The sequence below is a fragment of the Nostoc sp. genome (assembly GCF_036917435.1).
GTDB lineage: Bacteria > Cyanobacteriota > Cyanobacteriia > Cyanobacteriales > Nostocaceae > Nostoc.
In genome coordinates this window covers 1-21468 of sequence record NZ_JBALDM010000027.1, presented here as the reverse complement: position 1 = coordinate 21468, position 21468 = coordinate 1, and the positions used below count along the sequence as shown (strand labels likewise).

The 21468-nt window shown below is 40.4% G+C and carries 16 protein-coding genes; 7 read left to right on the top strand and 9 right to left on the bottom strand.

Annotated features, from left to right (window positions below; all coding sequences use genetic code 11):
* Positions 1-10: 10 nt before the first annotated feature.
* Complete coding sequence (locus V7K98_RS10870) at positions 11-1303, top strand: sensor histidine kinase (RefSeq protein ID WP_335021574.1); 1293 nt, start codon at positions 11-13, stop codon at positions 1301-1303.
* Positions 1304-1336: 33 nt separating this feature from the next.
* Here V7K98_RS10870 and V7K98_RS10865 read toward each other — a convergent pair whose 3' ends face one another.
* On the bottom strand, positions 1337-1726 hold the full coding sequence (locus tag V7K98_RS10865) for a DUF1499 domain-containing protein (protein ID WP_335021572.1): 390 nt from the start codon (positions 1724-1726) through the stop codon (positions 1337-1339).
* Between the two features lie 347 nt (positions 1727-2073).
* Here V7K98_RS10865 and V7K98_RS10860 point away from each other — a divergent pair, with 347 nt between their 5' ends.
* Positions 2074-3222 carry an alanine--glyoxylate aminotransferase family protein gene (locus tag V7K98_RS10860; RefSeq protein WP_335021570.1) on the top strand — a complete coding sequence of 383 codons (1149 nt, stop codon included), beginning with the start codon at positions 2074-2076 and terminating at the stop codon, positions 3220-3222.
* 60 nt (positions 3223-3282) lie between these two features.
* On the opposite strand, the gene V7K98_RS10855 is transcribed toward V7K98_RS10860, so the two are convergent.
* From V7K98_RS10855 to V7K98_RS10835, 5 genes are all read right to left on the bottom strand, one after another.
* Positions 3283-3687: a response regulator gene (locus tag V7K98_RS10855; RefSeq protein WP_335021568.1), complete on the bottom strand. Its 405-nt coding sequence runs from the start codon at positions 3685-3687 to the stop codon at positions 3283-3285.
* 246 nt (positions 3688-3933) lie between these two features.
* On the bottom strand, positions 3934-5352 hold the full coding sequence (locus V7K98_RS10850) for a DUF3370 domain-containing protein (RefSeq protein ID WP_335021566.1): 1419 nt from the start codon (positions 5350-5352) through the stop codon (positions 3934-3936).
* Between the two features lie 628 nt (positions 5353-5980).
* Complete coding sequence (locus V7K98_RS10845) at positions 5981-7408, bottom strand: hypothetical protein (RefSeq protein WP_335021564.1); 1428 nt, start codon at positions 7406-7408, stop codon at positions 5981-5983.
* 97 nt (positions 7409-7505) lie between these two features.
* Complete coding sequence (locus tag V7K98_RS10840; RefSeq protein WP_335021562.1) at positions 7506-8831, bottom strand: KamA family radical SAM protein; 1326 nt, start codon at positions 8829-8831, stop codon at positions 7506-7508.
* A gap of 391 nt (positions 8832-9222) precedes the next feature.
* On the bottom strand, positions 9223-12777 hold the full coding sequence (locus V7K98_RS10835; protein ID WP_335021560.1) for an NB-ARC domain-containing protein: 3555 nt from the start codon (positions 12775-12777) through the stop codon (positions 9223-9225).
* Between the two features lie 481 nt (positions 12778-13258).
* Between V7K98_RS10835 and V7K98_RS10830 the strand changes: the two genes are divergently transcribed.
* The 3 genes from V7K98_RS10830 (at position 13259) to V7K98_RS10820 (ending at position 14734) form a co-directional block, all read left to right on the top strand.
* On the top strand, positions 13259-13648 hold the full coding sequence (locus V7K98_RS10830; RefSeq protein WP_335021558.1) for a hypothetical protein: 390 nt from the start codon (positions 13259-13261) through the stop codon (positions 13646-13648).
* Between the two features lie 224 nt (positions 13649-13872).
* Positions 13873-14103, top strand: coding sequence for a hypothetical protein (locus V7K98_RS10825; protein ID WP_335021556.1), 231 nt, complete (start codon positions 13873-13875; stop codon positions 14101-14103).
* Positions 14104-14467: 364 nt separating this feature from the next.
* On the top strand, positions 14468-14734 hold the full coding sequence (locus V7K98_RS10820; RefSeq protein ID WP_335021554.1) for a hypothetical protein: 267 nt from the start codon (positions 14468-14470) through the stop codon (positions 14732-14734).
* A 662-nt stretch (positions 14735-15396) separates the two neighbouring features.
* Here V7K98_RS10820 and V7K98_RS10815 read toward each other — a convergent pair.
* Positions 15397-15720, bottom strand: a complete 324-nt coding sequence (locus V7K98_RS10815) for a hypothetical protein (RefSeq protein WP_335021552.1) — start codon at positions 15718-15720, stop codon at positions 15397-15399.
* Positions 15721-16221: 501 nt separating this feature from the next.
* On the opposite strand from V7K98_RS10815, the gene V7K98_RS10810 reads away from it, so the two are divergent.
* Positions 16222-16995, top strand: coding sequence for an MlaE family ABC transporter permease (locus V7K98_RS10810; protein ID WP_335021550.1), 774 nt, complete (start codon positions 16222-16224; stop codon positions 16993-16995).
* Positions 16996-17134: 139 nt separating this feature from the next.
* Here V7K98_RS10810 and V7K98_RS10805 read toward each other — a convergent pair whose 3' ends face one another.
* On the bottom strand, positions 17135-17566 hold the full coding sequence (locus tag V7K98_RS10805) for a hypothetical protein (RefSeq protein WP_335021548.1): 432 nt from the start codon (positions 17564-17566) through the stop codon (positions 17135-17137).
* A 369-nt stretch (positions 17567-17935) separates the two neighbouring features.
* Positions 17936-19063: an ABC transporter ATP-binding protein gene (locus V7K98_RS10800; RefSeq protein ID WP_335021546.1), complete on the bottom strand. Its 1128-nt coding sequence runs from the start codon at positions 19061-19063 to the stop codon at positions 17936-17938.
* A gap of 354 nt (positions 19064-19417) precedes the next feature.
* Here V7K98_RS10800 and mrdA point away from each other — a divergent pair, with 354 nt between their 5' ends.
* A complete protein-coding gene (gene mrdA / locus V7K98_RS10795; protein ID WP_335021544.1) occupies positions 19418-21265 on the top strand; it encodes a penicillin-binding protein 2 in 1848 nt (615 codons plus the stop codon).
* The last annotated feature ends 203 nt before the right edge of the window (positions 21266-21468 follow it).

Here is a 21468-nt window from a genome sequence, read left to right as displayed (position 1 = left end):
TGGAGGCATAATGTTAGACCAAACTAACGAATTTATTTTAATTGTGGATGATAATCCTACCAATTTGTCAGTACTCAAGCAAACACTGAAAACCGCCGGGTTGAATGTGCGCCTTGCAGAGGATGGTAAAAGTGCGATCGCACAAGTCGATCGGGCCATTCCCGCTTTGATTTTGCTTGATGTGCAAATGCCAGTTATGGATGGGTTTGAAACTTGCAGTTACCTGAAAGCTAATCCCCACACCTGCGATATTCCGATTATTTTTATGACTGCACTGGCAGATACAGAAAACAAAGTCAAAGGATTATCATTAGGAGCAGTTGATTACATCACTAAACCTTTTGAGCAAGAAGAAATATTAGCACGAGTCCGCGTACATTTGCAGATGGGAAATATGACGAAAACCTTACAGCAAATGACAGCAACTCTGGAGCAGAAAGTGGCAGAACGTAGCGCTTCATTGCAAAAAGCGCAAGTACAACTAGTACAGCAAGAAAAACTCTCAATTCTGGGTGAATTGGTAGCTGGGGTAGCGCATGAAATCAATAATCCCATCGGTTGTATTAGTAGTAATTTGGCTCCGGCTCAAGAGTATGTCGCCATCCTAGAAAAAGCTTTGCGCCTCTATCAAGCAGAGGTAATTCACCCATCCGCTCAAATGCAGCAAGAACTTGAGGAGTTAGATGTCGAATTTGTCCTCGAAGATTTACCAAAGTTACTCAATTCCATGAAATTGAGCAGTGTCCGAATCAAAGATATCTCTGTTTCGCTGCGAAACTTTTGCCGTGCAGATGTCGCTGGTAAAGTCCTTTTCGATGTGCATCAAGGACTTGACAGTACGCTTTTGATCCTCCAGCATCGACTTAAAGGCTTGAGCGGGCGATCGCCAATTGAAGTGATTAAAGCGTATGGAAAGCTACCAGAGGTTGAGTGCTATCCCGGACAACTCAATCAGGTATTGATGAATTTACTTGCTAATGCTATTGATGCGTTGGAAGAATCAAATCAGGAGCGATCGCCAGAGGATATCAAAGCTAATCCAAGTCGGATTGAGATTCAGACTCGACTGGATGATTCTCAAAAGTATATTGTGATTTGTATCCGAGATAATGGTATGGGAATGTCACCAGAGATTCAGCAACACATCTTCGATCATTTGTTCACAACCAAAGAGGTTGGGAAAGGAACAGGATTAGGATTAGCGATCGCCCGTCAGATTATAGAGGATACCCACAAAGGTCAGCTAAGTTGTAATTCTCAACTGGGCAAGGGAACGGAATTTGCAATCGTCCTGCCAATTTAACCTTTTCAGAAATTTAAATCCCCAGGATGATAGTTACTTTAACTTGGCTCTAATCGCCTCTATTCGTTGACGATTGACACCTAAATCGCTTTGACCTAAGCGGGAAGCTGAACGCACTTGGATCGCTTTAGCATTCCGGTCTAGATAGAATTCTACATCATCTACAAATCCCAGTAAAGCACTTTTAAATTCTGCATATAAATAATCTTGGCTTTCAGTAATGATTTTAGTTCTTGGTAAAGACTGAATAATCTTTTTCAGATTAGCGATCGCTTTCTCTGGGGTAGATGTAAAATTCAATGGTGCAATTTTGTGGGTTGCATCTGCACTCTGACTAGAAACACAGTTAGGAGAGTTAGGGCAAGATGCTAATTTACCGTTGTTTATACCTAAATTATTTGGTCGTTTGCCAGCAAAAACCATAATTATGTCTCCAAGTAAGTGAATAAATATAGTCTCACATATTTACTTGAATCACTGTAATGCTTTGTGGCAATGACATCTTTAGGACTAGCCCTTTCAAGGTGACTCGTAAAATAAGATTCTTTTTCTCAGCGTTCTCTGTGCCTCTGTGGTTCAAAAGTAATTTATTTAACCGCAGAGGCGCAGAGAACACAGATAGAAGAGGTTAAAAAAGAATTTATGGACTAAAATCTCCATCCACCTTGAAAGGGCTAGTCCTAATCTTCTAGCAAATGACAGATTTCTTAAAATATCGGTGATGCGATCGCTCTATGATTCGGTAAGTATGGTCTAGGCGAAGACAAATTATGACGCAAACAATTTCAATCAACGACTCCGGGCGGTTGCAACTCACACCGCTAGAAATCCCATCCCGTCTACTATTGGGGCCTGGCCCCTCCAATGCCCATCCCACAGTTCTCCAGGCGATGAATACCTCACCAGTTGGGCATCTCGATCCGGCTTTTCTCGCCCTCATGGATGAAATTCAGTCGTTGCTACGCTACGTATGGCAAACAGAAAACCAACTCACCATTGCAGTCAGTGGTACGGGAACAGCTGCAATGGAAGCAACGATCGCCAATGCTGTTGAACCTGGTGATATAGTTTTGATTGGTGTAGCTGGCTACTTTGGTAATCGCCTCGTAGATATGGCTGGACGTTATGGTGCTGATGTGCGAACCATTACCAAACCTTGGGGACAAGTTTTCAACCTTGATGAACTCAAAACTGCCCTAGAAACTCATCGTCCCGCTATTTTAGCTCTAGTTCATGCCGAAACTTCCACTGGCGCACGGCAACCTTTAGAAGGAGTTGCTGATTTGTGTCGTGAATTTGGCACTTTGCTGCTGGTGGATACTGTGACAAGTTTGGGTGGTGTCCCCATATTTTTGGATGCTTGGGGAGTTGACTTAGCTTATAGTTGTAGCCAAAAAGGGTTGGGTTGTCCGCCTGGTGCTTCGCCTTTTACCATGAGTGCGCGTGCAGTTGAGAAATTGCAACAACGCCAAACAAAGGTTGCAAACTGGTATTTGGATATGTTGTTACTGGGTAAGTATTGGGGCGCTGAACGCACCTATCACCACACAGCACCGATTAACTTATATTATGCATTGCGGGAAGCATTACGTTTGCTCTCAGAAGAGGGGTTAGCGAACTCTTGGCAGCGTCATCAAAAAAATGTAGAGTATCTCTGGGAAGGGTTGGAGAATTTAGGACTGAGTATGCACGTTGAACAAGAGTATAGACTACCAACCCTTACCACTGTCTGCATTCCCACAGGAGTAGATGGGAAAGCGATCGCACGGCAGTTACTCAATGAATATAATATTGAAATTGGCGGTGGTCTTGGCGAACTAGCTGGTAAAGTCTGGCGCGTAGGTTTAATGGGCTTTAATAGTCGGAAAGAAAGTGTTGACCAACTTTTAGCAGCATTACAGCAAGTTTTACCTAAGTAGTCTATCGGTTAAAATAGTGCGTTAACAGTAGCTTAACGCACTTATTAGCTACTACAATCATTACCAATGACAAGAAGCAACCAAGCTAGCTACTATCTCAACTAATTCTTCTGGATCAACTGGTTTAGATACATGAGTGTCAAAGCCACCTTCCAAGGCACGGATACGAGCCTCACTATCAGCATAAGCTGTTAAAGCAATAGCTGGGACTCGTCCACAATTCTTTGATTTGAGCGCACGAAATTTGCGGATGAAAGTGTAGCCATCTTCTCCAGGCAGCCCAATATCAGAAATTAAAACATCAGGCTGCAATTCGGATAATACTTGGCGTGCCGCATCTGCTGATATTACTGGTATAACTTTTGCTCCATCCATTTCCAACACAGTGGTGATGAAAAAGCGAGTATCATTATCATCTTCAACTACCAGAATATCTAAACCAGCAAGAGTTCCAGAAGGTTCCATAAACAACATTTTATCGTAAATTAAAGGGTTTAAATTCCCTTTTTAAAATGTCTTTATGGTCTTTCGCAGATGCCGGAAAAAGTCAGATCCCTATCCCTAACGTAATCAGGACTTACGCAAAAAATAGCCCAACCGCTTATTCTCAGGTAGGGGCAATTCATGAATTGCCCCTACCGCGTGTAGTTTTGCGTAAGTCCTAGTAATTAACAATTCGTAATTTGTAATTACGAATTGTTAACTAACTCCTCACTTGTCTAAAGTTCTTACACTCAGTACTTGGGGAGGTGTCGAATCTGGCGGATAAATCACATCTACCAGTACTATCCGCTTAGTGGAAGGTGGAAGTACAACCTGTAGCAATGGTTCTAATACCTGTCCAGTTCTGTGCCATAAATGTACGTAGCGCGTCTTTTGTTGACCTTGGTCATCAAAGTAACGTAGTCGTACTGTACCACGGAAGAAGGGAAAATCTAGGGATGGTTTGCGAAAACGTACACCACCTTGGGATAATTTATCTTCCTTCAAAGGCGTTTCTAAAGTAACGGTAACGGTCTGGTTTTGGTTGGTATTGTTGGTTAAAGGTAAGGTGAGTTTATATTCCACCCCATAATTACCATGTGCTTCATAAGCCGTATCTGGATAACGCACTAGCATTTTGGCCGTTTGGATTTGTTGAGTACCCAATCGACCACTCCGTAATGTGTCTAATGCATAAGAAATACCTTTGCCACGCTGGGGAATAGTAAGATTTGTGCTTTGAGGATTATCCAGCAACTTTGCTTGCCATTGGGAACCTTGTGATACACCAGCCACACGCCCATAAATCAGTGCGCCACTGGTAGCATTTGCAGGAGTTGGGGTTTTATCTCGCGGCCCGGCGAAGTTCCCGTTATCTAGTAAAGCTTGCCATTCTGCAAGAGTCGGTGGACGTTCTGTATTATCAGAATTTTTCTTGGCAAACATTGCTAAACTTGCCGCATAAACTAGATCGCTGCTACGCAACCGCATAAAGCTAGAACGACCATTTACAGGCTTTTCGAGATTTCGTACAGGAATAGGATGATTTAGCAACATCCGGCTTTGTCCTGGTGGAATTATCAGCTTTGCGGGAAAATCAGCTTGTCGAACACCTCGGAGTACATCACTAACAGCGCGATCGCCTGGCCCTGAGTAAGCTTTACCATCGTTATTTTCTACGTAGGGTGGTAAGGTAACAAATGGCGCATCTTGCATCAAATAACTCGCTGCTTGCAACATATCTACTGTTACAGCTTTTTTACCAGGGTTATGCACAATTACGCCCAAATATAGCGTTTGTAAATCCTTGGGAGTGTGGCTGTAGTGGTGGGCAAATAAGTCAAAGCGTCCGTTGAAGGGAAAATTTAGGTGCGCTGCTGGAACTTTTTTACCGTTTGTAGGAAAGGTAGAAAGTAAAATACCCTCAGTTTTAACCCACTCTGGGCTATTGCTGTTAAAAACGGGTATTGTATCCAACTTGCCTGGTAGTGGCAGAACTTCTCCTGGTTGGACGATTTCTTGGGGTGCTGGCTGAGATGAAGTTTGAGCGATCGCTGAATTCTTTTTATCTACTGTGCATCCATTGGTTTGAGTTATGACAAGCCCTAATAGAAGTGTGAATAGAGGTAATGGTAATTTAGCTAGCATCAATTTGAGCGTGAATCAAAGTGTAGTTATTATTACAGGTTACTCTCAGCAGATTTCTGAGATTGCGATCGCAATCTTATTTGAGTTGTAAAAATTCTCGTAGACACGCCAGGCTTCCTCCACCAAGAGTTCAGATAAGACCAAAACACTCGTAGAGACGGCGATTTATCGCGTCTCTCTCGATATTACTCGTTCGCATTTCGTGAACAACGTAGGGAAAATATATATCTGTTGAGTATTCCTTTCCAGATCACTGCGAGAAAAAACCAACAAATAGCAGAGGCAAGAGTATTAGGAGAGACACAATTAAAACGAGGGTTGCCGGCTCGATTTTAATGTGGTTTTTTTGTGGATCGCGCATTTGGCTTTCTCTCTAAAAATAAGTATATTAACTCAGCCTAAAGGATGTTTATTCCTTTTTCCAAGCCTAATCAGGCTGAAAAATGTAAATTTTTCGCAACCTTATCGCCCTATTAGCTTATTTCTTCCAAGGCAATTTAGTTCCCATTTCAGTCAATGCAGAAAAAATGAGATAGAGGACGAGTAATCCAGCACCCGCAAAGAAAGCCAGTAAATCGTTATCCATAAATGCTATTTACTAAAACTTCGCTGATCATAGCGAAATCTACTAATCTTTAGCATTTTTCTGAGTTTGCAATCTTCGGTCTTCTGGATTCAAACTGTACCAGCCATACCAGTGACGAACTGCTAGCCAAACTGCTGAAAGCAAACCTGCTAGGCTGAGGGTGAGGCCGCTAAACGGTACTAATAATCCAAAGATGGGTAATACGGCTCCAGCAATAGTACAGATAATTGCAGCTAAAGAAGCACTGCGACTGGCTCCCAATCCCCATGTTAAAAATAGCAAGATGATGGAAATTAAACTCCAAGCCAACTGAGCATTGATGACACGAGCTAAATAGGTCAAAATCAATAGACAAGCAAAGAAAATACTAGCAACGATCGCAACGTTTCTGAAACTCATTGGTAGTGATAAATACAACAACAATATCCACCACAAAAATATTGCTGGTGCTAGTAATAAAAGACGCGGAATTACCCCCGTATTCCGAATCGGTTCGGTATTCGTAAAGACTCCAAATGGATTTTTGACTGAAACATTCTCATCAAATTTCCAAGTAAACTGAGTACTGCGTCCGTCAGATTTAATCTCATCAGGTTCAATACCACTGGCAAAATTAGCCGGAGCAAAGTTAGCAATGGCTATAAGGCGGAAGTTAGATAGAATCTGTCCCCCTGCACTATAAACCCAGCGAGGCCCACCTCTAGCCTGATATGTAACTTTAAAGGTGGTTTCCTCCCCTGGTTGCAGTTGGAAGGGAAAACCAGAGTCTCCCGGATTGGTTTGTTGCAACCTTGTCCCGTCACGCTCGATTTTGTAGCTAGAAAGCAATGTGTAGCCATTAGGTGGCGGTGCTTCAAAGAAAAAATTATTAATATCCTTGAGTTGGTTAATTACTTTATAATCGGCAGTATAGTTAGCCCGATAAATTGAGCTACGCCCTGGAACATCTATACTTTGGTCAAGCTTGACTTGAATTTGCGAACCAGCCAAAGTCAAGAAGCGGTTAATTTGTCTTGTCTCATTTACCTTGACTATTTTGTTACCGACTTGAGTGTTATATGAATATGGCTCCTGAATAATGTAGCGGACTTGGGGGGCAAGTTGTTCGAGCTTTTCACCTGCAACACTTTCAGTCACTTGAGCCACCTTTGCTTGTTCCCAATAGTGGTAGCGATTGCTTAAGGTTGAACAGAGAAAAAATCCCGGTATTAACAGAACTAATACTAGAGTTAAATGCTGTAATCCCCGCAACAGTTGGGAATAACCAACAGCCCATTCGCCGATGAATATAAGTTGTTCCGGCTGGCTGCGACGGAGAGAAAAACTGATCAGTGCGATCGCAATTCCTAAAGCTACAATCAAAAATACTAATAACAATGAAGCTTTGAGCGCCTGGGTTCCAAATTGAACAAGCTCAATCGGATGCGTCAAATCGGGTAATCCGGGAATACCTTGAGCAGTAGACGACATTAGCTGATTTTTGCAGAATTTGGAGAACGAGACGATAAATTCTCTGAAAAGTTTCGGAAAATGGGTATAAATTATTTCCAAATCCCCAATCCCCAATTCAACTTTGTGTTTTCAGAATTTCCTTTAATTTCTTCTCATAAAAAAATTCTTTTTCTCCCATCGCTGGAACTAAATCAGTTAACCAAGTTGCTTTCTCGTCATAACGTGCAAAGAAAGGACGTTTACACCAATTAGGATCGCGTCCTTGCAAAAACGAAAGTACAAATACTTTCTCGCCATAAATTTCAGTTACGCCATCCACTGCAACCTTACCTGGTAGCGCTGACATGACTGGGCCACGAGCCGTCCGAGCTAACCCAGAGACTTTTTGTATCGCTGTTTGATAAATTTCCCAAGCTCGAATAATTGGCACTTCAAAGTAATGTTTGGCTCCAGTATCTCGTTCCATAAACATATAGTAGGGAATGCAACCAAGGCGAACTTGTTCTTGCCACATCTTTATCCATACTTGCGGAGAATCATTAATTCCCCGCATAAGTGGCCCTTGAGCGCGAATCTGTGCGCCAGTACTACGAATGCGTTGGAGCGCTGTTTGAGCAATTTCAGTTTTGATTTCTGTCCAGTGATCGTAGTGTGCCATGATAGCCAGATGTTTGCCTGAACTAGTCACTTTCTCAAATAAACGTAAGAGATCATCAGCATCTTCATCTGTGACAAAGCGATAAGGCCAGTAAGCTACCGATTTAGTACCAATACGAATTGTCTGAATATGTTCAAAACCCGAATTTAGCAGTGGTTCAATATATAAAGCCAAATGTTTAGCTTTCATTGTCATTGGATCTCCGCCAGTAATTAAAACATCTGTGACTTCTTTATGTTGGCGGAGATACTCTTGGAAAATTCCTGATTCACGGGTAGCAAATTTCATTCCGTCCATCTTGACAAACTGTGGCCAACGGAAACAAAATGTGCAATATGCGTGACAAGTTTGGCCGGCTGTGGGAAAAATTAAGACTGTTTCGGGATATTTATGTTGAATTCCTGGTACTTGTTTGCCATCTAAAGTGGGAATATTATATTCTGATTGTCCGGCAGGATGGGGGTTAAGTTGCGATCGCACTGTATTTACTACTTGACGCAGTTCTTCTGGCGAGGAATTTTGTAGATGCCAAATAACTTTGTCGAGAGATTCAGGAGCCAACATTTCTTTTTGAGGAAAGGTGAGGCGAAAGATCGGATCATCAGGAATTTTATCCCAGTCAATCAGTTCTTCTACTACGTAATTATTGACACGGAACGGCAATACTTGGGCAACTGCTTTCATTGCCAAGCGATCTGCATCTGAAAGTTTTTGCAGTTGAGGCAGCCGTTCTATATCTTTAATTTCATATAACTCAATTTTTTTAGGTTTAAGTTGTGACATTTAATTATTATTTTTAATTTATAGAAGTTTCAAGTCATTTGCAAAAATTATATATTTCTTTCTTCTTTCTTACCTTTGTGTCCTTTGCGTTCTTTGCGGTTCGTTATCTATATTTTTCACAACTCCAATAGAATTGCTATATATAAAATACTGGAATAATCTAGAAATTATAGTGCGGTATAAACTTTATTTAAGGCTTAACTCTTTGTAAAAGTAATTTTTTTAACTAACCGCCAAGAACGCCAAGTAATAGGAGAAATAATTACTTAATCAATATAGTTTGGCATAACAGCAATCTTTATATAAAAGATAATTATATTCAGCAAAATAAACTAATGCACGTTTTCAATAATGCAATTAAAGAGCATGATTATTATTTTTAATAAACTGATTAATCTTCAATAGCACCCAGTTCTTTAAGCGTATTTTTTTGTTCTTCCGCTAGACCAGAAACACCTTTGATATTCATTCCCTCATAAGGCCTTTTTGTCATAAGCGTTTTAATACACTCTCTAGTTGTGACATTCCATTGCTTAATAGCTCCATCCTGGGAACCACTAAACAAAGTTCTATCCGAACTGAAGGTAACAGAACGAACCCAATTATTATGTCCTTGTAAAATAATCAGACATTGGCCCGTGTCAACATCCCAAATTTCTACAGTGTGATTAACACAAGCACAGCCAAGAATCTTACCATCAGGACTAAAAGCAACAGAACGTATCCAATCATTATTGACTAACGTTTTGCAACATTCACCAGTCTGAACATTCCACAGCCGTACTGTTTTGTCATCACCGCCACTGGCTAATAACCCCCCAAATTGCCCTTGTGAAGGAAGGAACGGGCTAAAAGCAACAGACCATATTCGCATAGTATGTCCTTCCAAAACCCGAATACATTCCCCTGTATGAACATTCCACAACCGCAGTGTTTGATCGTCACTTCCACTGGCCAAGATTTCACCATCAGGACTAAAGCTGACAGACTGTACCCAATTTGTATGCCCTTCTAATGTTTCAAAGCATTGGCCAGTCCTAACATTCCATAGCTTGATGTTGCAGTCAATACTACCACTAGCCAGAATTTGACCATCATGACTAAAAGCAATAGAGCGGATGCGATCGCTATTTTGCAAAACTTTTACACACTGTCCGCTTACAATATCCCAAAAGCGGATTGTTTGGTCATCACCACCACTAGCTAATAGTCCCCCAGGAAGCGGACTAAAAGCAACAGACCAAAGGCGGCCAGCGTGTCCTTCTAAAGTGCTGATACATTCGTCAGTCTCAACATCCCACAGCCTAACGGTTTTATCATCATTGCTACTAGCAATTATCTTCCCATCTGGACTTAGGGCTAAATCGTGTACCCAATTAGTGTACCCCTGCAAAATTTGGATACATTGATAAGTCTCGATGTCCCAGAACCGAACGGTTTTGTCATAGCCACCACTAGCGAGTGTTTTCCCATCAGGACTAAATGCAACAGACAAAATAGAATTAGTGTGCCCTTCTAAAGTTTTTAATAATTTTCCTGTTTGCAGATCCCAGAGTTTTACAGTTTTGTCATCGCTACAACTGGCGATAATCCCTCCTCCTTGTGAAGAGGAGATTGGACTCAAGGCTATAGAATGAATTAAATTAGTATGTCCTTCTAAAGTTATTAATAAATTCCCCGTTTGCACATTCCAGAGTTTCACGGTTTTGTCATCGCTACAACTGGCAAGTATTTCACCATCAGAGCTAAAAACTACAGACTGGACTAATTTGGTATGTCCCTCAAGAGTGTTCAAACATTTACCTGTTTTGACATCCCACAACTTGACAGTTTGGTCAGCACTACCACTAGCGACAATTTTGCCATCAGGACTAAAGGCAACAGAACGAATGAAGTTACTATGTCCTTTGAAAATTTTATAGCATCGTTGAGTACCCAAATTCCAGAGTCGAATAGTTTTATCACTACTAGCACTGGCGACAATTTTGCCATCAGGACTGAAGGCAACAGACCTAACCCAGCTAGTATGTTCTTCAAGAGTCATCAGGTGTTTTTGGCTCTCAACATCCCAGAGTTTTACAGTATGGTCATCACTACAACTGACTAAAGTTTTACCATCAGGACTAAAGGCAACAGTTCTTACCCAGTTAGAATGTGCCTTCCAATGAAATAGTTGCTCACCATAAGTAGATTGCCAAAAGCTAATTCGACCATCAGCATCACCTGTAGCTACTATTTCTCCATTTATAGGGTTAAATGCCACTGATAAAATACTATCGAATATTCCTGTAAATACAGATTTAGATAAGTCAGAATTAGCAAAATTTACATTATGTAAGTTCACGCTGATTAGGTATGCTTGCCATATCTTTAAATTTGAAAAATCACATCCACTTAAATCAATTCCCAGATGACAAAGCAGGTTAATAATATTGCCACCGGCATAGCCAGATGTTAAAGGAGTATTGATTTGCAACAATTCTATAATTTTTAAGAGATGTTCTTTAATGCGATCTTTATTGCCAAACGTATTAATTATTTTTTCAGTAACTGGTTCTAAAATTAAACGAATTTGAGCATTTCTAACTTTTCCCTGTGTTTGTGCTTTGAGTAAAGCATGACTCTTTAATAAAGAAATATTTTCTAGATTAACTTCTGAAATAATTTCTTCACAAACTTGGTTAACAAATTGGCTAATGATATATTCCATAACTACAGCTTGGAGCATGAATTTCGCCAAGCCCTTCTCATTAAAAATTAGCGATCGCCGTCGCAGTGATTCTAAAGCCTCAATTAATTCTGGTTGGGATGTCGTTGAAATAATATCTGCTTGTAATTCAACAAAAGAAGTAGGTTTACAATTAATTCCTAACCAATATAAAATTTCTTTCTCTAAACTTGATAGTCGATTAAACTGTTGTTCTAAGAGATTGCGGATATCTCCAAACAGCACGGAAATATCACAACTAATGAACTCTGATATGTTGCTCCCAAAAACCTCTTGAATTGTACTACAAACAATTTTTAAGGCTAGAGGATTTCCTGCATATTGATTAATTAATTTTTTCCAATCGTTTTCTGAAGCAAAAAAATCACCTTTGCTCACAAAGATGTTTTTTGCAGCGATGTTTTCTAGCCCACTTAACTGCAAAGATTTAACTTTAAGATTATTTCCTTCTAAGGTGACGATTTCTTTAGGACTTTCACGACTGGTTAAGACTAAACAGCTTTGATGAGGTACTTCTCCAACTTGTCGAAAAAATTCTCCATATTCTTCATATCCTTCTCGATATTGCCCGACATAATCACCTCCAAGCATGACTGACTCTACATTATCCAGTACCAATAAACAGCGATGTTTTCGCAAATAGGCAATCAATTGCGAAATTCCTACTTCTTTAGGCTCATTCTTTTTAGAGAAAAATTCAATCAGGTCTGCAAAAATCTCCTTAACGGAGGGTGCATGACGTAGCGATCGCCAGATAACATGCTCAAACTGTCCCTGAATTTTCTGCGCCAGCTTGATAGATAAGGCTGTTTTGCCAATTCCCCCCATACCAAATATTCCCACCAGCCGGCAACGATCTTTATTTACCCATTGCTCTAAAACCTCTAACTCAGACTCACGCCCAAAGAAAACGGGGACATCCGGCGCTTCGCCAAAATCATAACAGGATGAGGCATTAACTACTGTTGATAATTGATATTTTTCCTGGAGGATACTCCTAATTACCTCTAATTTCCCAGGAGTACTTCCAGCAATATCAAACTTTTGGTAAACCGAACCAAGCCGTTTCCGCACTGCTGCTGCACTAATTTCAAGAGTGGTTGCAATAGACTCAGCCGTTTGGCCAGCTAAAGCTAGAAGTAAGGCACTTACCTCAGCTTCAGATACATTGTGTTCGGCTGTAACCGCTCTCAAGAAACTTTCAGGAATTTGCGTCATGAAGTAAATTTCTCCAGCCAAAACTAGTTATCGATATGTGAGGTATCTTTCTACTTATTTATACCTAACTCTTATCTTGTTATCAGTCATCTCTAGGCAGATAGCACGAGAGAGTAGCATTTCTCATTTGGATACACCTCTGTCCTACTCTTACTCCCCTTCCCTTGTAGGGAAGGGGTTGGGGGTTAGGTCTATATTTCACTCAACCACAAACACTATAAATTTATAGTATTTCCCCATTCCCGTGCGTTGGTATAGCCAGTTGTAGACATCACCTAGCGTCTGTAAGAGAAGCGTATTGATAAGACACTACTAATTATACTCTAAATTATCAACTTGTCATCCTATGAATTATCAACTTGTCAACTTAACTTATCAATATGATTGACAAGACTAATCAAGTAAATATACAATATCGATAACAAAGTAGGTGTGAACCGCGAGGATAGCTGAAGTAAGTAGCACTGAGGTACCCCACATTATGCCAACACCTGACGTTTCAAATTCTGCCCAAGAATTATTTGAGTTACTTGAGAAAGATATTCTTGCCTGCCATAGTTGCAAGGATGGAATCATTGAAGTGACTATCCGCAAGATCGGAACCGAAGAGTTTGAACTACGTGTCATCTCTTTCCGAGGTTCTTTTCGTTGCGTTCATGCGGATCTCCATAGGTACTTAGAGGAGTTACCGACAAATACAAGAGATACGCCAAGTCAGGTATCTATCTATAGCGATCGCTTTCGAGTGGGGTTGAGGAGATTGTTAGATAAGGGGTTTGGACTACTCAGACTAGATTTTTCTCGATGCAAGAAGGGAAATACCGCACCAATATTTGGCTGGATGGTATCTGAATTATTGGATAGGGATTGAGTTTGGTTGTTTTTTATTCGATTATTCTCAGCAATTATCAAAAGCCACTAATTTCGCCTCAAGGTTTAGAGAAACAGTAAAAAATTGTTTTCGTTATTGAGGTTAACAAGTGAATAGTTTTCCAGCCCAAGAGAGTCTGCAAAAGACTACAGCAGGGTTGATATAGCGCTTACTGGCACTACATCAACCCTGTTATTTTTTTATTCATTTATCAGGAGAAAAATATGACTACGAATCATAACAGCTTATTATTTCGTTTGACTTCCAAGTTCATTAAATATTTTTTGCTGACATTATTTGGTCTAGCGATCGCTTACGTTTTGTCAGCTATTTTTGGAAGCTCACATATTGCGATGAGTCTACTACCCTTTGTTTTCTATTGGATTATTTTCCGGTGTGGACTAATTCTTCTTTGCTTAATATTGATTACGGTGATTTTTGAATCTGTTCGTTAATATCTCAAAAATAGCTTCGACTTTCATATTTTGCATGATTTTGAATCAATATCCTCGTTCACTCCCAATAAACAATCCTGCTGCTAAGTAGGTAGGCGTAATTAAATATAAGATCAAACCTCACCCTCAATCCCTCTCCTTAGTAAGGAGAGGGAAGCCGGAGGCAGGGTGAGGTTTTATATTTAATTTGACCTACTTACTTAGTGTGAAAGTCTTAATTACTTTACGGAGCTTTTTAGAGCCGTGAAAAATTTCGTCTCTAACTATCGCTAACTATATTTAGGATGTGCTAGAAGATTTTACAAATCTAACACATTACTTCTTTCAAATATCAGCTAAAAAATTATAAATTGGAGACAGAAGAATGACCAAAAAACATAGCAATTTTTCTGGACAAGAACAACTTAATCCCATATTAGTTATCTTAGTAGCAGGTTCGCTTTCTTTGGCAATTGTTGATCAGACCAATCGCCCTGCATACTTTGATATTGTAAAAATTGCAGTCGTTTATTTTTTTGGTACAACTAAGTCCCAAGGAAATATTAATAAATCTAACAACGTAGATGATTCAGAAATCCCATATAATTCAAACAGTACAAAATCTAATGATAGCCATGACAAGCCTAAATGAAGAACTGAACTAAGCTAGGAATTACGCACTGTGCAAAACAATCATGTTCTGAATCAACGTAAATACGCCGATTCTGGTTTTTCCAATCATCTATACTTGGTCTTTCCTGTCAATGCGTAAGTCTTATAAGTAAAAAAGGGGAAAATAGAATTCAAATCAAAAACCCGATCGTGATGACCGGGTTTTTGAGTGAAAACAATGGGGCTATATTCCCCGAAGGTTAGTTATAGAAGTTCAGTATAATGTCGATGTTCTGATCAAGGATACAGCTTGGCTATTATCGATTTCGGAAAATTAGCTAAGAATTTTTGACTAGTAGGTAACAGCATAAATCAGGCATAGTGTCCCACTCTTAAGGGTTACTTTTACCTTGTTGTACTAGTAGTCAAGTTTAAATTGATGGGTAAGAAAGTTCGTAGTAAGGACTTCAGTCCTTATTTTATAAGCACTAAAGTACTTACTACAAACCCTCAAAATTATCTTGACAGACTACTAGTGTCTATCTTCTAAAATACAGCAATCGACTGGTAGCGTCAGCGTGTAGGATTGAAAAATATAAATTTTCCGGCTTTTGCTGATGAATAATGCATTTGGTAGCTGGCAAGAATGGCTAACAGTATTCGCCTATCTTGGTTTTACGGTCTTTATTATCTGGCGCGTGTTTAGCGCCGAGAAGAGTTAAAAAAGCTACATATCATTTCACCAGGGTCTTTTTGCTCAAAGGGCAAAACAGCCCCATCTTGTTGAACCTTGACTCGTTCATGGCAATTGTAAACCTTAGCAGGTCTTTTGACTCCATCTACACTAACAGCTGCCTTGTATTCCCAATAATTTTTAGCACTTCGGTTGATGCTGAGAATGCAAATCTGGTGGTGTAGTGCGTCGTAGTCATCGTAATTACGGCATACAGATGCAAAAGCCGGATATGCTACGGATAACTCTAGTATCAATAGCAACAAAAATACTCCTGTTTTTATCCTGTTCATAAAAAATTATTTAACATTAGTGACTGACGTAAAAATAAAATACCAGCTATAGCAGTCTGTTTTGATTTCTGTTCGCGCAGCGTGGCGTAGCCATATTTATTTAGGCAAGAGGCAAGAGCAAAGAAGGCTCTTTGAGTGGTACTGGGTTTTTTGACGCATAGAACTTACACAAAGCCAAGCGCTGTAGGAGCAATTCATGAATCGCCTTAAGAAGGAAATCTTTCTTTTCGGCTATTGTTTGCGTAAGTCCTGACGTAATCAAATATGAGTCCTATAGACAACTTGTATTTAGCAGAAAAGTCTCAAATTTGATTGCGTTCATGTACCATACGCTAATACCAATTCGTAATATCCTGCGGGAAGCCGGACTTCGTGCGTCTACGTAATTGAGAAAGTCAGATTACATCTGGATGGGTTCCCACCATTTGTATCTGTAGTCTTATTTTGGAGAATTGATATAAAAATATTTGCACAAAAAAGCCAGTCTTAAGGACGATAAAATTGCGACTAAAAACAAATTTTGAGCAATCTCACATTGCACGCTGTTGTGCGGCATTACTGCTTTTCGGTCAAGTGTGGCTACATTTACTCCAGGGAAAAACTTACTACCGCAAAATTATGCAACATTTGGTGACTGCTGGGCCCGGTTCTATCTCACCAGTTCTCCTTGTTAGCGGTTTTGCAGGAATGATTTTTACTATTCAGACGGCGAGAGAATTAGTCAAATTTGGGGCTGTCAATGCTGTGGGAGGTGCTTTTGCCTTAGCTTTTTGTAGAGAATTGGCTCCAATTTTGACTGCTAGTATTATGGCGGGACAAGTCGGCTCTGCTTTTGCAGCAGAAATAGGTGCAATGCGGGTAACAGAACAAATTGATGCACTTTATATGCTCAAAACCGATCCCATTGATTATCTAATACTTCCTAGAGTAATTGCTTGTTGTTTGATGGTGCCTTTAATGACGATTTTGGCTTTAGTTACTGGCATTATTGGCGGAGTTTTTGCTGGATCGTACTTTTACCAAATTCTTCCCGAAACATTTTTAGAATCAGTCAGAAATTTTTTAGACCCATCAGATTTGTTTATTATTTTGCTAAAAGGGTTTATTTTTGGACTGTTAGTTGCTGTTATTGGTTGTAGTTGGGGTTTAACTACTAAGGGGGGAGCCAAAGAAGTAGGAGAATCGGCAACAAAAGCAGTTGTTACTAGTTGGGTATCCATTTTTGTCATGGATTTTTTCCTTTCTATATTGCTATTTGACCAGCCTGCATTTTGAACCAAAGCAAGTATTGAAAAAGATTCCTGACTTTTTGAAAAAGCTGGGAATCTTAACCAAAAATAAATCTTTAGATAGTACCAATTGTGAATTAAGATGTGCCAAGTTTAAGTATAAGTAAAAGAAACTTTAACCTAATTTAAGAATATATTAACTTGTAGATTAGTCCACCCAAAGCTAAACCTATCAATGAAAAAATAGATGTAGTCAAAAAAGCTAGCCCTTCCCTAAGACCTGCTCTTTGAAAGTCTATTCTGACTAATATAGTTGCCGAAATGATGAGTAAAGTATCGAGAAATATCCGAAACCAGGCAATCATCACAAAAAACAAGAAAGCTGCTAAGACGGCAATGCCGAAAGACCTAGTATTTGATTTAAACAAAGTATTCAAATAATATGTCATTTTTACTCCAGGAATAGTCAACGTTACTATTAAAAGTAAGATACCAACTACAGTTAGCAGCCACACAAACAGAGGACTATGTGTTTCAGATATGACCCAGCCCAAGGTACTGTAACTAAGCAGTACTAGCGCTAGGGACACCCAAGGAACTGTTTTCAAAATGGGCATGGGTTAATATTCCTAATACAGGGTTCAATCTATAGCGATTTCCAATTGCGTGGAATACAGATAATTTGTAGGGGCGCACACCTGTACGCCCCTACTATTCATTAAAATGAAAATCTGTATGTTATTCCATTATCAAACAGAATTCAGGAGTCAGGAGTCAGAATGGGCTAAACCATAGCTATCCGCTAACAGAATGAATTCTGTACGAGTGGCGGATGAATAAACGGGTTTAAGACCCCCACCAAATTTTGAATTTGGTGGTCTTCAATCCTGCGCCGGTCTGAATCCCCGACTGATTGATTCTGACTCCTGTACGCGAATAGCGGGGCGTTCAGCCCATCCTGAATTCTGAATTCTTCTTCAATATAACTATTGATTAATAGCTAAACAATCATTTTCTGCCCACCAAGCGTAGATGGGGGTGTCGCGGTCTGGTAAAGCGCCAAAAGTATTAGGTTGCAACACATTTATCTTAATGCCATTTGTTAATTCCACAATGTAATTAACGTGTGTGCCCAAGTACATGATATTGAAAAGCCTTCCTTCAAAGCAGTTAGCTTGTAAATTGGGTGGATAAAGCGAAAGCTGTATTTTTTCTGGGCGCACACTCACTACTACCGCTTGTGATAATTGAGACGGTGTATCTTCGGCGCGGCTAATGATAATTGAGAGTCCGGTTTTGGTGGAAATTTTAACACTAGAAGAGTCTACCGCTACGATTTCACCACTGAATAAATTAGTATCGCCAATAAAATCAGCGACAAAAGATGTCTGGGGACGTTCGTAAATTTGGCTGGGAGTGCCAATTTGTTCAATTTTGCCTTGGTTCATGACGGCAATGCGATCGCTCAAACATAATGCTTCTTCTTGGTCGTGTGTCACCATCACAAAGGTTACTCCCAAGTCTTTGTGTAAATTTGATAACTCAACCTGCATTTCTTTACGTAGTTTTAAATCTAACGCCCCTAAAGGTTCATCCAGTAATACGACGGTGGGACGGTTGACTAAAGCCCTTGCTAAGGCGACTCGCTGCTGTTGACCACCTGAAAGTTGACTGGGAAAGCGCGATCGCAAACTTTCCATTTTCACTAGTTTTAAAGCGTCTTGGACTCTAATTTCAATTTCCGATTTCTGGATTTTTTTTAACCGCAGTCCAAAGGCAATGTTATCCCAGACATTCAAGTGGTTGAATAGAGCATAACTTTGAAATACAGTATTGACGGGTCGGCGGTAAGGCGGCACATTAGTCATAGACTGACCCTGAATCAACACTTTGCCAGCATCAGCGATTTCAAAGCCAGCAATTAAGCGTAGTGTTGTTGTTTTACCACAACCGGAGGGGCCTAAAATACTAAAAAATTCTCCCTGTCTGACATCCAAATCTATTCCATGTACTGCTGGTTCTTGGTTAAAAAACTTGAACACGTTACGCAGTTCAACATCAAGTGGCTGAAAATTTGTTATCCCCCTCTGATTCTGCATAACGATTTGGGCCATAATCCTTAGTAGAATGCCGTGATATTACGTAATTTTGTCAGTAGTCTATTGGGCAGACTAGATTTGACACTTTGGTTTATTGTATCCGCCAAAAACAATTGTTCAAGAATATACTCGCCCGATTCTTTCATACTCAGTAATGATAATCAACTTGTGGTAAATGTATATACTGAATTTGCTACTTAGACATTCTTTGATGAAGCTAACATACATTAAAATTGCATATTAGCAATTGCTACAAGAGAGACGCGATAAATCGCCGTCTCTACAGAAGATTTATTCGTCAATTATTTCTTGACAGACTACTAGTATTGTGTTTATTCATTTTGAATTTTAAATTTTGAATTGATACTTATGTCTTTATTCCCATCAATTGGCGGCAAAAAAGATACACGTACAGTTGGACGTGGTTCCCAATCAATATTTTTAATTGTATTTACCCTATTAATGACCTCTGGGATTCAGGCTCGTTTGGCTTATTTGCAAATTGTTGAAGGGCCAAAACTCCGAGAACGAGCCGAAGCAAATCGAATTCGGATGATTGCTAAACAACCGGAACGGGGAAATATTTTTGACCGCAACGGCAAACTTTTAGCCAGTACTCGCTATCCTAGCTCTGTATATTTGTGGCCGATGGCACATACTAAGCCTTCCTGGTCTGTAGTCGGGCCGCGTCTAGCGCAAATTCTCAACATCCCGCAAGATGAAATGGAAAAGAAATTAGAACAAGCGGGTGCTAATTCTTCTTCACTTATCCGAATTGCTCGCGATCTCAATGAAGCAGAAATCACGGCATTAAAGGAGTATAAAAATGAATTGCCGGAAGTGGAAATTAATACAGATTCTGTACGCTATTATCCTCACGGTAAGCAATTAGCTCATGTATTAGGTTATACGCGAGAGTTGACCGCCGACCAGTTAAAGGACAAGAAGCAGCAAGGCTACCGACTGGGAGATGTCATCGGTCAGATGGGGGTGGAAAGAGCTTATGAGAAAGTGCTACGGGGCGAATGGGGCGGTCAGCAAGTGGAAGTGGATGGTGCGGGTAGACCAATTCGGGTTTTGGGGGAGAAACAGGCAAAAGCTGGTAACGATTTGCACCTGACTATAGATTTGGATGTGCAAAAGGCAGCAGAAAAAGCTTTGGGAAATCAAAGAGGCGCGATCGCAGCAATCGATCCTAATAACGGTGCTGTTTTAGCGCTGGTATCTTACCCCACTTTTGATCCGAATATCTTCTCCAAACAAAAACTCTCCCAGAAAGATTGGGAAAGCTTGCAAGGTAAAGATCATCCCTTGGTTAATCGGGCTTTGAGTGCCTTTCCACCCGCCAGTACTTTTAAAATTGTCACCACCACAGCCGGACTCGAATCAGGTGAATTCTCTCCTGATACAATATTACAAACCTTTGGTTCTCTTACCGTTGGTGGGGTGACTTTTGGTGAGTGGAACCACGCCGGATTTGGGCCATTAGGATTTCCCAGAGCAATGGCTATGAGTAGTGATACTTTCTTCTATCAAGTTGGTAGAAAAGTCGGTGGCCCAACTTTAATCAAATGGAGTCGCAAATACGGATTTGGGCAAAAAACTGGCATTGAATTCCCCAATGAAGAATCAATAGGCTTGGTTCCCGATGAAATATGGAAGCAGAAAGTTTTCAAGACACCTTGGACTGTAGGCGACACAATTAATATGTCAATTGGTCAAGGCGCTTTGCAAGTGACTCCCCTACAAGCGGCGATTATGTTTTCTGTCCCTGCTAATGGCGGGTATCGAGTTCAGCCGCATTTACTCAAAGACAACGAACAAGCAAAAAGTTGGCGAGAATCTTTAAATATGAAGCCGGAAACTATCAAAGTTCTCCGTGATGGATTGCGAAGAGTGATCAGTGAGGGTACTGGTAAGCACTTGAATGTTGCCACAATTGCCCCAGCGTCTGGAAAAAGTGGCACTGCTGAAGCTGGTGTTGGTCGCCCAAATCATACTTGGTTTGGTGCTTATGCCCCTAGTAATAAGCCGGAAATTGTGGTTGTCGCCTTTGGTGAAAACTCCGGCGAACATGGCGGTACTGTTTGTGGGCCTATGGTTTTACAAGTTCTAGAAGCTTATTTTCAGCACAAATATCCAGGTAAATATAAAAAACCTCAGCCCGATCCATCAGAAGCTAAAACTCCGAATTCAGGACATGGTACTGGAGACTAGTTCCCAATCCCTCGTAGGGGCACAGCACTGCTCATTGGTGTCAACTTAACGTGAAACCCTTGTAAAAACTGAATATTGAGTTTACTCACTTCCTATGACGATCCGCGTTACCCCACCCTAACCCTCCCCTTATAAAGGGGAGGGAACCGGAAATATCATTTCCCCCCTTTATAAGGGGGGATTAAGGGGGGTAAAACGCCTGT